The sequence below is a fragment of the Mesorhizobium sp. DCY119 genome (assembly GCF_003590645.1).
Lineage (GTDB): Bacteria > Pseudomonadota > Alphaproteobacteria > Rhizobiales > Rhizobiaceae > Mesorhizobium_M.
This window is the reverse complement of record NZ_CP031834.1, coordinates 3,359,410-3,371,662: the sequence shown is the minus strand read 5'-3', so window position 1 is coordinate 3,371,662 and position 12,253 is coordinate 3,359,410. Positions and strand designations below refer to the sequence as shown.

The window sequence follows — 12,253 nt, the reverse complement described above, 5'->3', positions numbered from 1 at the left end:
ATTTTCCTTTTTGAATTGTTGGAAGAATTCAAAACAGCCGCGCGATCGCCATGCAGATGACGGTAAGCACGAGTAGCCGCGCCGCGATGCGCTCGCCCTTGGCCATTCGGTCGCGAAGTGCTGCTTCATCTTCGCCGTTGACGCCTGCGAGCTTGCGGCGGGCAGGGGCGACCATGATGCCGAGCACGCCGGCGGCGGAGAGGGCGGCGACGATGCCAAGCGCCAGAACCTGTTCCATCGAGCCGAAATAGGCGCCGTGGAAGAAATACCAGAGCAATGCTCCGCTCAGCATGGCGACAGCCGCCGCTCCCATTTGCGGGCCGAAGAACCTTTCCACCCTGATCTCGGGATCGCGAGCGAGCGTGTATGTCGTGCCGGCCCAGAAGACGCCGGCCATGACATGCAGGCCGAGGGTGACGATGTAGACGTATTGCATGACGAACTCCTCGTTTCGTTCCCCGCGCACCACCAGATTTCATAAATAGATAGATATCGAACGATTAGAAGTCAATCATTATGCTTCAGGAAAATTCATGCTATCGTCGGCTCATGCCTTCGCCCTTTCGCCCTCCCATTGGTCTCACGCTTCATCGGATATCGCGTCAGGCGAGCCGTGCTTTTGACGAGGCGCTGGGGGAGGTTGGGGGCAGCCTGCCGGTCTGGCTGACCTTGCTGACCATGAAGACGCACAAGAGCGCCAACCAGCGCGAACTTGCCGCGGCAATTGGCATTCAGGGCGCGACGCTGACGCATCATCTGAACGGGATGGAAACGGACGGGCTGCTCACGCGCCGCCGCGATCCCGTCAACCGGCGGGTTCATCTCGTGGAACTGACGGCTGCGGGTGAGGCCACGTTCCTGCGCCTGCGCGACGCGGCGGTAGCTTTCGACAAGAAGCTGCGCGCCGGTTTCTCGGATGACGAGATCGCTGCTTTGGAACAGGCGCTGGCAAAGCTGGGCGCTAATGTCGGCGAGCGGGTTTGATCCCCGGTCAGCCCATCGCCTTCTCAAGCACCGAAAAGACGCGCTGATCCTGACATTGCGAAACGTTGAAGCGCAGGAAGCCCTGGGCAGATTGCGACAGGCTGAAAGCGTTGCCGGGCGCGAGCACGACATTGTCGGCCAGCGCGCGCTTCGCAATTTCGGCGGCATCGAGACCCTCCGGCAGGCTGCACCAAAGCAACATGCCGGCACGCGGCTCGATCCACGGTGTCAGGCCGAGCGCTTTCAGGCGCAGCGTGGTTTCGCCCATGGCACGGGCAAGGCGCTCACGCAGCGCGTCGAGATGCTTCCTGTAGCTTCCATCTCGAAGCATGTTGAAAACAAGCTCGGCCGAGAAAGGCGCTCCGCCGAAGGTGGTTGCGATTTTCAGGTCCGCCAGCCCGTCGATCCAGTCGCCGCGTGCAGCGATAAAGCCGCAGCGCACCGCGGCCGACAAAGTCTTGGAGAAGCTGCCGATATGGATGACGCGCTGCAGCCCGTCGAATGCGGCAAGCCTGGGCGCGGGTTCCCGCTCGAAGTCGGCGAAAATGTCGTCCTCGATGATGGTGAGGTCATGGAGGTCGGTAAGCTTGAGCAGGCGGTGGGCCGTGACCGGTGACAGGACCGCGCCGGTCGGGTTGTGGATCGCGGAATTGGTGATGTAGAGCCGCGGGCGATGCTCGCTCAGCGCCTGCGCGAACAGGTCGATGTCCGGCCCGTTCGGCCTGTAGGGCACGCTGACGACCTTCGCGCGATGCGCGCGCAGCATGGCGTGAAAATTGAAATAGCAGGGATCGTCGACCAGCACCGTGTCGCCGGGCTCGAGCAGGAAGCGGCAGATGAGATCGATCGCCTGGGTTCCCGATTCCGTCAGCATGATCTGGCCGGCCGGTGCTTCAATGCCGTGCGCGGCCAGCCGACGCGACAGAAGCTGGCGCAGCCCCGGCAGGCCAAGCGGCGTTCCGTAGTCGGTGAGCGTTGCCTGATCTGCGCGGGCGAGGGTGCGAAGCGCGCGGCGAATGCCGGCATCGGGCATCCATGAAGCGGGCAACCAGCCGCAGCCCGGCTTGAGAACATGGTCGCCGGCCTCCAGTGACTGGCGCGACACCCAGAGCGGGTCGACGGCGCGGTCGAGCCGCGGGCCGATTTCGGCGAGCGACAGCGGTATCGGGTGGCCCGCAACGTAAAAGCCCGCGCCGCGCCGCGACTGGATAATGCCCTCGGCGCTGAGCCGATCATAGGCTTCGACCACCGTTGATTTCGAAACCTGCATGGTCTCGGCGAAGCCGCGGATGGAGGGAAGCTTCGCCCCTGGGGCCAGCGAACGGCCGGCGATCCGCTTGCGGATTGCTTGCATGACACGCTCGACAAGCGTGCCGCCTTGCTCTGTCGGTAGATTATGGACAGTCATCTGTGCTGGCTCCGTCATCAGTACAGTTTGTAAATATTGTACTGCCCTGTCTCTGGAAATACCAGCGGCTGCGAACGATACCCGCCTGCAAACGGAGCAGGCGAAATGGACAGGGTCACGAGCGGCTGGATCAACGGGTTTGTCGGCGTGCTGATTTTCAGCGGCTCGCTGCCGGCCACGCGTGCGGCGGTGGCGGATTTCGATCCGGTGTTCCTGACCGTTGCGCGGGCGACGATCGCGGCTGTCCTTGCGCTCGCCTTCCTCCTCATCTTCCGCGAAAAGCGGCCCGCGCGCGCCGACCTCGTTTCGCTGGTGGTCGTGGCGCTCGGCGTGGTGGTTGGATTTCCGTTGCTGACGGCGCTTGCGCTCCAATATGTAACGTCGGCCCATTCCATCGTCTTCGTCGGCCTGTTGCCGCTGGCTACTGCTGTCTTCGGGGTTCTACGCGGCGGCGAGCGGCCGAAACCGGCCTTCTGGCTGTTCTCCTGCATCGGCAGCGCGCTGGTTGCCGGCTTTGCGCTGATGCAGGGCGTCGATGCCTCGCCGGTCGGCGATCTTCTGATGCTCGCCGCCATTGTCCTCTGCGGTCTGGGCTATGCTGAGGGCGCAAAACTGTCGCGCAGGCTCGGCGGCTGGCAGGTAATTTCATGGGCGCTGGTGCTGTCGCTGCCGATCATGGTTCCGCTGGCGGTCTTCACATTGCCTGGATCGTGGGCCGGCGTCGGTCCGCATGCCTGGCTCGGGCTGGGCTACGTATCGGTGTTCAGCATGCTGGTCGGCTTCGTCTTCTGGTATCGCGGCCTGGCGCTTGGCGGCATCGCGGCGGTCGGGCAGTTGCAGTTGCTTCAGCCGTTCTTCGGGCTGGTTCTTGCCGCGACCTTGCTGCACGAGACGGTCGGCTGGTCGATGATTGCGGTCACCGGCGCGGTCGTGCTGTGCGTGGCGGGAGCGAAACGCTTCGCCTGATGCAGTTGGGGAGGGAAGGCTACGCCCTGTTTCCCTGCAGAACCGTCAGTTTCGGCTTCCTGGCGCCGCGCGCGATCATCCATTCGCGCGCCGTCTCGTCCGGCATGGGGAAGGCGATGGAATAGCCCTGAACCTGGTCGCAGCCGACGGACAGAAGCGATTTCAACTCTTCGTCCGTCTCCGCGCCCTCTGCGATGATCGAGATGCCGAGCCCGCGGGCGAGTTCGGTAATGGCGCGCACGATCTTGGAGTTGTCGCCGTTCGCGTCGATGTTCTGGACGAAGCGGCGATCGATCTTCAGCCGGTCGATCTCGTTCGGATTGACGTGGCTGAGCGAAGCGTAGCCGGTGCCGAAATCGTCCAGTTCGAGATGAACGCCGGCGGAGCGGATATGGCGCAGCTTGGCCGCTATGCCGGTCTGTTCGTCGTCGAGGATGACGGATTCGACGATTTCCAGCGACAGCTTGTCTGCCGGCAGGCCGGCTTTTTCCAGAGTCTCGAACAGGAAGGCGTCGAAGTCGATTTCGCGCAATTCGGCCCCGGACACATTGACGGCGAGGCGGCCGAAATCGATGCCATCGCGATGCCACTCGGCTGCCGCGTGAATGGCCTTGGTGATGACGATGCGCCCGATGGCTACCATCAGTCCTGATTTTTCCGCCGCCGGAATGAACTCGCCCGGCGAAACCATGCCGCGTTCCGGGTGCTTCCATCGCACCAGGGCTTCGATGCCGGTGATGTTGTTCTTGGACATCGATATTTGCGGCTGGAAGAACACGTTGAAGGATTCGTCGGCAATTGCCTGCTTCAGATCGCTTTCGAGCAGACGGCGGTGTTCCAGTTCGTGCCGCAGCTCCTCCGAGAAGAAGGAAACGCCGCCGCCGCCGAGCTTCTTGGCCGAATAGAGCGCAAGGTCGGCATGCACGATCAGGTCTTCGGCATTGTCGGCGTCGACCGGATAGACGGCGATGCCGGCGCTGGCGCCCGGATTGATCAGCTTGCCCTGGTAGACGATCGGATCGTTGATGCGATCGAGGATGCGCCGGGCAACCATGTGGATGTCTTCCGTGGTGCCGGCGCCGTTCAGCAGCATCACGAATTCATCGCCGCCAAGGCGCGCGCAGAGATCCGAAGCGCGGCAGGAATCGCGCATCCGCTGCGCCGTGACCACCAGAACATAGTCGCCGGCGGCATGGCCAAGCGTATCGTTGATCTGCTTGAAGCGGTCGAGATCGAGCTGAATCACGGCCAGACGCTCGCTGCGCCTATGCGCACCTTTGATCAGTGCGTCGAAATGATCCGTCAGGAATGTGCGATTGTGCAGGCCGGTCAATCCATCGTGCACGGCTATGAAGGCCATGGAGTTGCGCGCATCGACGAGCTCAAGCGTCCTGCGGCGGATCATGTTCGACATCGGCTGGAAGATGAACAGCGCCACCATGATGATTACGCCGATGATTGCGTAGTACAGCATGCGATGGAGATCGAGCAGGCTGGTGAGGCGCTGGTTGGCGAAGGCTTCGATGCGGTCGCCAAGCGCGCTGTAGCCGGCCAGTGTCGCGCTTGCCACCGTCTCGTCCAGCGAGGCGCGCCCGGTGTCCAGCTTGTATTGAACGACACCGCCGCCCATGCCGAGCTGGGATTCGAAGGCCGAGATGAAGCGCCAGCCATTGGCGGCAAGCCCGACCGAAAAGAAATCGAGATGATGAGGTTTGGCAAACAGCACGCTTTCGATCGTGTTGGGGTCCAGGCGTGCTTCGGATACAGCGCTTGCGCCCGTCCGCTCGAGAAGGAGATCGTAATTCTGCTCGAATTCGGTCGTTGCCTCCCTCAGTGCCTTGACCAGCGCGGGCTGCTGTTCGCGCGCGGCACTGTTGACCGCGCTTGCAAGGAAAACGACGCGTTGGGAGAGGGCTTTCTGGGTGTTTGCGAGTATCAACAGGCTCTGGTCGCGCACCTGGGCGGCCATCATCTGCTGCAGCATGATGAACGACGCCGTCGCCATCGCCGCGATAATGATCAACGCGACCCAGTATGCGCCCTTGATAAGCAGGATAAGCCGGTCAGAACCGGCATTGATCTGCGGCTGCGACATGTCCCGGATGGCCCCTTAAACCCGCGATGTCAGTTGTGCGGTGGGATCATCCGCACAAAAAAGTTAACGACAGGACAAGCCTTTGTGAAAGTTTTCGTTTATTCACACAAAATACGGGGGCGCACAGAGAGTTTTTGCGATCGGCGATCGCATTTGATAGGTGTGGGAACCAAAAGTTTTTGCCCTTGCAAGCGATCTGCGGTAGAGTAATATTTCAAGCTTCAAATAAATCTGGGAAACGCCATGAACGTCGAAAAAAAGGTGGGGAGCGCGGCCTCCTTCGTTTGGAACGATCCGTTCCTTCTGGAGGATCAGCTTTCGGAGGACGAACGCATGATCCGCGATGCGGCAGCAGCCTTTGCCGCCGACAAACTCGCGCCCCGCATCGAGGAAGCCTATCTCGACGAAAAAACCGATCCGGCGATTTTCCGCGAAATGGGTGATGCGGGCCTGCTCGGCATCACCATCCCGGAAGAATATGGCGGCCTCGGCGCCGGCTATGTCACCTACGGGCTGGTTGCCCGCGAGGTCGAGCGCGTCGATTCCGGCTATCGCTCGATGATGAGCGTGCAATCGTCCCTGGTCATGTTTCCGATCCATGCCTACGGCTCGGAGGAGCAGCGCAAGAAGTTTCTGCCCAAACTCGCTTCGGGCGAGTGGATCGGCTGTTTCGGCCTGACCGAGCCGGATGCCGGCTCCGATCCGGGCGGCATGAAGACCCGCGCTGAGAAGACGGCCAACGGCTACAGGATTTCCGGCTCGAAGATGTGGATTTCCAACGCCCCCATCGCCGACGTGTTCGTCGTCTGGGCGAAGTCGGCGGCCCATGACAACCAGATCCGCGGCTTTGTGCTTGAGAAGGGCATGAAGGGCCTTTCAGCGCCCAAGATCGACGGCAAGCTGTCGCTGCGCGCCTCGATCACCGGCGAAATCGTCATGGAAAATGTCGAAGTCGGCGAAGATGCGCTTTTGCCGAATGTGTCGGGCCTGAAAGGTCCGTTCGGCTGCCTCAACCGCGCCCGCTACGGCATTTCCTGGGGCGCGATGGGTGCCGCCGAGGATTGCTGGCACCGCGCGCGCCAGTATGGCCTTGACCGCAAGCAGTTCGGCAAGCCGCTGGCGCAGACGCAGCTTTTCCAGAAGAAGCTGGCCGACATGCAGACCGAAATCGCGCTCGGCCTTCAGGGCTCGTTGCGCGTCGGCCGCTTGATGGACGAGCATAAGTTTGCACCGGAGATGATCTCGATCGTCAAGCGCAACAATTGCGGCAAGGCGCTGGACATTGCTCGGCAGGCCCGCGACATGCACGGCGGCAACGGCATCCAGATCGGCTATCATGTCATGCGCCACGCGCAGAACCTGGAGACGGTCAACACCTATGAGGGCACGCATGACGTCCACGCGCTGATCCTCGGGCGGGCGCAGACGGGACTTCAGGCGTTCTTCTGAGAAAAGCGGAGACGTTTGATATCAATCAGCCGGGCCAAGTGCCCGGCTGAATTTTTTGGCTCTCAGGCGCTGCAGGCGAAGATCGGTTCGCCAAGCGCCGCGACATCCACTTCGATCCCCAAGCCGGGACCGTCGGGCAAAGTCATCGCGCCGTCGGCGATCCGGAAATCGGCGCGGGCATTGGCAACCGTTACCCAATTGTGGAAATCGACCGTGTGCTGCCGTAGCCCTTCCGGCGTCGAAAGCAGCAGGCCTGAATAGGCGGCCGTATCGATCTGCGCCCCGCCGGTGTCCTCGATCGTGATCTTGAGATTTTTCGCGATGGCGATGTCGCGCAGCAGCTTGGCCTTGGTCAGCCCGCCGACGCGGGCGAGTTTTATCGTGATGCCGTCGACCAGCCCGTCCGCAATCGCCCGCAACAGCACGTCGACGCTGTCTATCGTTTCGTCCAGCACCAGCGGGCGCTCGCAAGCACGGCGGATGGCGAGGTTTTCGTCGTAGCTCGCGCAGGGTTGTTCCAGTGTGTAGTCGATATTGCGGGTCGCCATCAGGAAGCGGCGCGTCTCGGCCGTGCCCCAACTGCCGTTGGCATCGCAAAACAGCACCGTGCCGGCGGGCACCGCGCCGCGAACCGCTTCCAGCCGCGCAATATCCTCGTCCACATCGAGGCCGACCTTTACCTGAAGGCGGCGATAACCCTCGGCAATGTATTTTCGCGCCCGCGCCGCCATGGCGTCCGTCGCTTCCTGCGCCAGCGAGCGGTAGAGAGGCAGACTTGAACCTTCTGCTCCGCCAGTCATCGATGCGAGTGATAGGCCGCTGCGCCGCCCGGCCAGATCCCACAGCGCCATGTCGATGGCCGACTTCGCGTAAGGGTGTCCCTTGAGCAGCAGGTCCATGCGCCGGTTCAGCGCTTCGATGCCTGCGGCGTCGTGATCGAGCAAAGTGGGCGCAAGCTCGCGCATCGCAGCGAGAGCACCTTCTGCGAAGGCGGGATCATAAAAACTGCCGAGCGGGGCCATTTCGCCATAGCCGACAAAACCGTCCCGCGAACTGATCTCGATGATCGTCGAATCGAACCCTTCCGCGCTGCGCCCGCCCGAGCAGCGATAGGTGCCGTCGCGAAAGGGCTGCCATTGGCGGTAGAGGCGGATGCTTGAGATGGCGGTTGCCGGTGGCATGCGTTTCCCTGCGTGCTGGAGGTGGACTTTGCACGCAGTCTAGCGCCCGCACCCGCTTGAAGCGAAGGATGCGCCGGATAACCAAGTCGCTTTTGTGATAACGGCCACTCTCCGCGAGCTATTTCGTCGTCGCCTGGAATTTGCTCATCAGATACGGCCCGGAACGCACTGGAGCGTATTTCGGCGCTTCGCCGGGCGCGAGGCACTGCTCCAGGCAGACGATCTCGGCATCCCAATTGGGCTGGTGGAAGAAGGCCAGCGACTGGCGTCGCGCCATGCCGCCATCTTCGGGCGAGGGATTGACCACGCGGTGCATGGTCGAGACCCAGCGGTCGTTCGTCCACAGCGCCATCAGGTCGCCGATATTGATGACGAAGGCGCCCGGAACCGGGGGCACCGGCGTCCAGTTGCCGTCGGGCGTGATGAGTTCGAGGCCCTTGGACCCTTCCTGCGGCAGCAGGATGGTGAGGCTGCCATAGTCGGTATGTGCGCCGGCGCGAAGCTGGCCGGGTTTTGGCGGTGTGGTCTGTTCGGGATAGTTCAGCGCACGCAGCGCACTGATCGGCGCATCGATGAAAGCGTCGAAGTAGTCTTCCGGCAGTTTCAGGCTGACTGCGAACAGCCGCATGATGCGCGCGGCGAGATCTTCGAGTGCCGCGTAATAGGCCTTCCATGCCGGCACGAAACCGTCCGGCGCATCGGGCCAGATCGTCGCTGCATAGCAGAAGGCGAGTGCCTGTTCGTCGGTCATGCCGGCCGGCACGCTCAGCGGCCCGCCATTGAAGCTTTCTTTGAGGTCGGGCGGGCCGTCGACATCGCGCGACTTTGCCAGCGCTTCCAGTTCAGGGCCGAGATAGCCGTAAGGATAACCCTTGTAAGGTGCTTTGGCCTTCTGTTTCTCATCAGGCGGCAGGTCGAAGAAATCATGCGCCTTGCTCCACACGGCGTCGATCACCTGCTGCGGTACGCCATGGTTGGCGATGGCCAGAAAACCAGTCGAGCGGCAGATCGCGTCGACCTCGGCACCTAGCCGCTGGCGCTCCCCAGCGTCCGCTTTTTCGAAACGTCCGAGATCGAAGACGGGAAACTGCGCGGCCATGGTGAACTCCAGATCTGGACTGATATGCGATCCTAGCCAGCCGCCAAACCGGCTTCCAGAGCCGGGCGAAGGATTCTATTGGACGAATGACTGCCTGCGGTCGTATTTCCGATAGAACGGAGACACGCCCGACGGCAGAGTCGGTCCATACAAAGAGGCGACCCGGTATGAGCAAGACATTCCTTTCCCATCTCGAAACCGAGATTTCCGGGCTCAAATCGGCCGGGCTGTACAAATCCGAACGCGTGATCACCTCGCCGCAATCGGCCGAGATCGCGGTCGGCGGCAAGAAGCTCTTGAATTTCTGCGCCAACAACTATCTCGGCCTGGCCGACAGCACGGAACTGCGCGATGCCGCCAAGGCCGCACTCGATCGCTATGGCTATGGCATGGCCTCTGTGCGCTTCATCTGCGGCACGCAGGAGGAGCACAAGGAGCTTGAGGCAAAGATTTCCGGCTTCCTCGGCATGGAGGACACGATCCTCTATTCCTCCTGCTTCGATGCCAATGGCGGCTTGTTCGAGACGCTGTTGGGCGAAGAAGACGCCATCATTTCCGACGCGCTCAACCACGCCTCGATCATCGACGGCGTGCGGCTCTCCAAGGCAAAACGCTTCCGCTATGCCAACAACGACATGGCAGCCCTCGAGGAAGAGCTGAAGAAGGCCGAAGGCAGCCGCTTCAAGCTGATCGCCACCGACGGGGTCTTTTCCATGGACGGCATCATCGCCAATCTGAAGGGCGTCTGCGACCTTGCCGAGAAATACGGTGCGATGGTGATGGTCGACGACAGCCACGCCGTCGGCTTCGTCGGCCAGCATGGGCGCGGCTCGGCCGAGCATTGCGGCGTCGAGGGCAGGGTGGACATCATTACCGGCACGCTCGGCAAGGCGCTTGGTGGCGCTTCGGGCGGCTATACCTCGGGCAAGGCAGTGATGGTGGACTGGCTGCGCCAGCGCTCGCGGCCCTATCTGTTTTCCAACACGCTGGCGCCCTCGATCGCCGGCGGCTCGATCAAGGTGCTGGAGCTGGTCGCCAGCGGCGGGGCTTTGCGCGAAAAGCTCTACGCCAACGCCGCGCGCTTCCGCGCCGGCATGTCGAAGCTCGGCTTCACGCTGGCCGGTGCTGACCACCCGATCATCCCGGTGATGCTGGGCGATGCCACACTGGCGCAGGAAATGGCGCAAAGACTGCTCGACCACGGCATCTACGTCATCGGCTTTTCCTTCCCCGTGGTGCCGAAGGGCCAGGCACGCATCCGCACGCAGATGTCGGCGGCGCATTCGCCGGAAGACATTGACCGGGCGGTTGAGGCGTTTGGAGCGGTCGGTCGCGAATTGGGCGTTATTGCCTGAGCAAGACTCTTTCTAAAAACGATTCTGGATCAAGAGATTCGAGGAACAAGATCATGTCCAACATGATGCGCGCGCTGGTGAAGGCCAAGGCCGAACCGGGTATCTGGATGGAAGAGGTTCCGGTGCCGGAGATCGGCCCCAACGACGTGCTGATCAAGGTGCGAAAATCGGCGATCTGCGGCACTGACGTCCATATCTACAATTGGGACCAGTGGGCGCAGAAGACCGTGCCTGTTCCCATGGTGACCGGCCATGAGTTCGTCGGCGAGGTGGTCGATTTCGGTGCCGCGGTGAAGGACTATCATGTCGGGCAGCGCGTCTCGGGCGAGGGACACATCGTTTGCGGCCACTGCCGAAACTGCCGGGCGGGCAGGGGGCATCTGTGCCGCAACACGCTGGGCGTCGGCGTCAATCGTCCGGGCTCATTTGCCGAGTATCTGGCAATCCCGCAGCACAATGTCGTGCCGATCCCCGATGACGTGCCCGACGAAATCGCTGCGATCTTCGACCCGCTCGGCAATGCGGTGCATACGGCGCTGTCATTCGATCTGGTTGGCGAGGACGTGCTGGTCACCGGCGCCGGGCCGATCGGCATCATGGGCGCGCTGGTGGCGCAATGCGTCGGCGCGCGCAAGGTGGTCATCACCGACATCAACCCGGTTCGCCTCGAGCTTGCGCGCAAGCTCGGCGTGCATCACGTGGTCGACGCCTCGAAGGAAAAGCTGCGCGATGTCATGCGCGAGGAGGGCATGACCGAGGGTTTTGACATTGGCCTCGAAATGTCGGGCTCGGCGGTCGCCTTCCGCGACATGATCGATACCATGAACAATGGCGGCAAGATCGCCATCCTCGGCATTGCGCCCACCGGCTTCGAGATCGACTGGAACAAGGTCATCTTCAAGATGCTGACTCTGAAGGGCATCTATGGCCGCGAAATGTTCGAGACCTGGTACAAGATGATCGCGTTGGTGCAGGGCCCGCTGGATGTCTCCGGCCTGATCACCCACCGCATCGGCATCGATGACTACCAGCAAGGTTTCGATGCGATGCGCAGCGGCAATTCAGGCAAGGTGGTGATGGACTGGTGAGGCGTGGTCGCCGCGCCTACAAAGAATCGTCGGCACTCGGGGTCTGCCCGCCTTGGCGGCTCATGACGCGGTCGAACGCATCGAAATCTGCCCGGTTCTTGCGGTATGCCGATTCCAGTCCGGTCAAAGCAACCATTAGGGCGTTCCGTTCAGTCTCGCGCATTCTTTCGAGTAGCGTTCTTTCAAACGCCTTCGCCAGCGGCACCATTTCGGCATAGACGGTCTGGCCCGCTTTCGTCAGCGTCAGGTGCTCGACGCGGCGGTCGGCTTCGTCGGGGGTACGCGTCAGCCAGCGTCGGCGTTCAAGCTCGGCCACCGCGCGCGACACCTTGGTCTTGTGCATGGCCGACTGTTCCCCGATCGCTTTTGCCGTCATCTCTCCGTGCTGGCCGAGGCCCGCAAGAACGCGCCATTCGGGGCGGGTAAGGCCGAGCCTGTCCTTGTAGATCCTCGCAAATTCGCGGCTGACCAGATCGGCGATATGATAGAGCCGATATGGGAGGAAACTTTCTAGTTCCAGCTTATCATTGGGCATTTGCTGCACACCTTGAAGGACGCACCGACAACCATTGATAGTTACATTTTCAATGGTTACATCTGTAACCAATTCAGGTCAATCATGGGAGGA

At 61.9% G+C, this 12,253-nt stretch carries 11 protein-coding genes; 5 read left to right on the top strand and 6 right to left on the bottom strand.

The window, feature by feature from the left end; genetic code table 11:
- Positions 1-28: 28 nt before the first annotated feature.
- Positions 29-436 carry a hypothetical protein gene (locus DZG07_RS16365; protein WP_119821803.1) on the bottom strand — a complete coding sequence of 136 codons (408 nt, stop codon included), beginning with the start codon at positions 434-436 and terminating at the stop codon, positions 29-31.
- A gap of 80 nt (positions 437-516) precedes the next feature.
- Here DZG07_RS16365 and DZG07_RS16360 point away from each other — a divergent pair, with 80 nt between their 5' ends.
- Positions 517-984, top strand: coding sequence for a MarR family transcriptional regulator (locus tag DZG07_RS16360; protein WP_348626384.1), 468 nt, complete (start codon positions 517-519; stop codon positions 982-984).
- A gap of 7 nt (positions 985-991) precedes the next feature.
- On the opposite strand, the gene DZG07_RS16355 is transcribed toward DZG07_RS16360, so the two are convergent.
- Complete coding sequence (locus DZG07_RS16355) at positions 992-2,392, bottom strand: PLP-dependent aminotransferase family protein (RefSeq protein ID WP_119818711.1); 1,401 nt, start codon at positions 2,390-2,392, stop codon at positions 992-994.
- A 105-nt stretch (positions 2,393-2,497) separates the two neighbouring features.
- Here DZG07_RS16355 and DZG07_RS16350 point away from each other — a divergent pair, with 105 nt between their 5' ends.
- A complete protein-coding gene (locus DZG07_RS16350) occupies positions 2,498-3,358 on the top strand; it encodes a DMT family transporter (protein ID WP_119818708.1) in 861 nt (286 codons plus the stop codon).
- A 19-nt stretch (positions 3,359-3,377) separates the two neighbouring features.
- Here DZG07_RS16350 and DZG07_RS16345 read toward each other — a convergent pair whose 3' ends face one another.
- A complete protein-coding gene (locus DZG07_RS16345; RefSeq protein WP_091912030.1) occupies positions 3,378-5,453 on the bottom strand; it encodes an EAL domain-containing protein in 2,076 nt (691 codons plus the stop codon).
- 243 nt (positions 5,454-5,696) lie between these two features.
- Between DZG07_RS16345 and DZG07_RS16340 the strand changes: the two genes are divergently transcribed.
- Positions 5,697-6,902, top strand: coding sequence for an acyl-CoA dehydrogenase (locus DZG07_RS16340; RefSeq protein WP_091912028.1), 1,206 nt, complete (start codon positions 5,697-5,699; stop codon positions 6,900-6,902).
- Between the two features lie 62 nt (positions 6,903-6,964).
- Here DZG07_RS16340 and DZG07_RS16335 read toward each other — a convergent pair whose 3' ends face one another.
- The gene (locus DZG07_RS16335) at positions 6,965-8,083 is read right to left on the bottom strand and encodes a mandelate racemase/muconate lactonizing enzyme family protein (protein WP_119818705.1); all 1,119 of its coding nucleotides are present in this window, start codon (positions 8,081-8,083) and stop codon (positions 6,965-6,967) included.
- 118 nt (positions 8,084-8,201) lie between these two features.
- A complete protein-coding gene (locus tag DZG07_RS16330; protein ID WP_119818703.1) occupies positions 8,202-9,182 on the bottom strand; it encodes a 2OG-Fe(II) oxygenase family protein in 981 nt (326 codons plus the stop codon).
- A gap of 167 nt (positions 9,183-9,349) precedes the next feature.
- Between DZG07_RS16330 and DZG07_RS16325 the strand changes: the two genes are divergently transcribed.
- Entirely contained in the window at positions 9,350-10,537 is a 1,188-nt protein-coding gene (locus DZG07_RS16325; protein ID WP_119818700.1) for a glycine C-acetyltransferase, read from the top strand.
- Between the two features lie 53 nt (positions 10,538-10,590).
- Positions 10,591-11,625, top strand: a complete 1,035-nt coding sequence (gene tdh, locus DZG07_RS16320; protein ID WP_091912020.1) for an L-threonine 3-dehydrogenase — start codon at positions 10,591-10,593, stop codon at positions 11,623-11,625.
- Positions 11,626-11,641: 16 nt separating this feature from the next.
- Here tdh and DZG07_RS16315 read toward each other — a convergent pair whose 3' ends face one another.
- The gene (locus DZG07_RS16315) at positions 11,642-12,160 is read right to left on the bottom strand and encodes a MarR family transcriptional regulator (RefSeq protein WP_119818697.1); all 519 of its coding nucleotides are present in this window, start codon (positions 12,158-12,160) and stop codon (positions 11,642-11,644) included.
- Positions 12,161-12,253: the final 93 nt, after the last annotated feature.

Bases quoted from the DNA above. Each gene is read 5' to 3' on its own strand.
- DZG07_RS16365 (WP_119821803.1), bottom strand. From the start codon at position 436: ATGCAATACGTCTACATCGTCACCCTCGGCCTGCATGTCATGGCCGGC.
- DZG07_RS16360 (WP_348626384.1), top strand. From the start codon at position 517: ATGCTTCAGGAAAATTCATGCTATCGTCGGCTCATGCCTTCGCCCTTT.
- DZG07_RS16355 (WP_119818711.1), bottom strand. From the start codon at position 2,392: ATGACTGTCCATAATCTACCGACAGAGCAAGGCGGCACGCTTGTCGAG.
- DZG07_RS16350 (WP_119818708.1), top strand. From the start codon at position 2,498: ATGGACAGGGTCACGAGCGGCTGGATCAACGGGTTTGTCGGCGTGCTG.
- DZG07_RS16345 (WP_091912030.1), bottom strand. From the start codon at position 5,453: ATGTCGCAGCCGCAGATCAATGCCGGTTCTGACCGGCTTATCCTGCTT.
- DZG07_RS16340 (WP_091912028.1), top strand. From the start codon at position 5,697: ATGAACGTCGAAAAAAAGGTGGGGAGCGCGGCCTCCTTCGTTTGGAAC.
- DZG07_RS16335 (WP_119818705.1), bottom strand. From the start codon at position 8,083: ATGCCACCGGCAACCGCCATCTCAAGCATCCGCCTCTACCGCCAATGG.
- DZG07_RS16330 (WP_119818703.1), bottom strand. From the start codon at position 9,182: ATGGCCGCGCAGTTTCCCGTCTTCGATCTCGGACGTTTCGAAAAAGCG.
- DZG07_RS16325 (WP_119818700.1), top strand. From the start codon at position 9,350: ATGAGCAAGACATTCCTTTCCCATCTCGAAACCGAGATTTCCGGGCTC.
- tdh (WP_091912020.1), top strand. From the start codon at position 10,591: ATGTCCAACATGATGCGCGCGCTGGTGAAGGCCAAGGCCGAACCGGGT.
- DZG07_RS16315 (WP_119818697.1), bottom strand. From the start codon at position 12,160: ATGCCCAATGATAAGCTGGAACTAGAAAGTTTCCTCCCATATCGGCTC.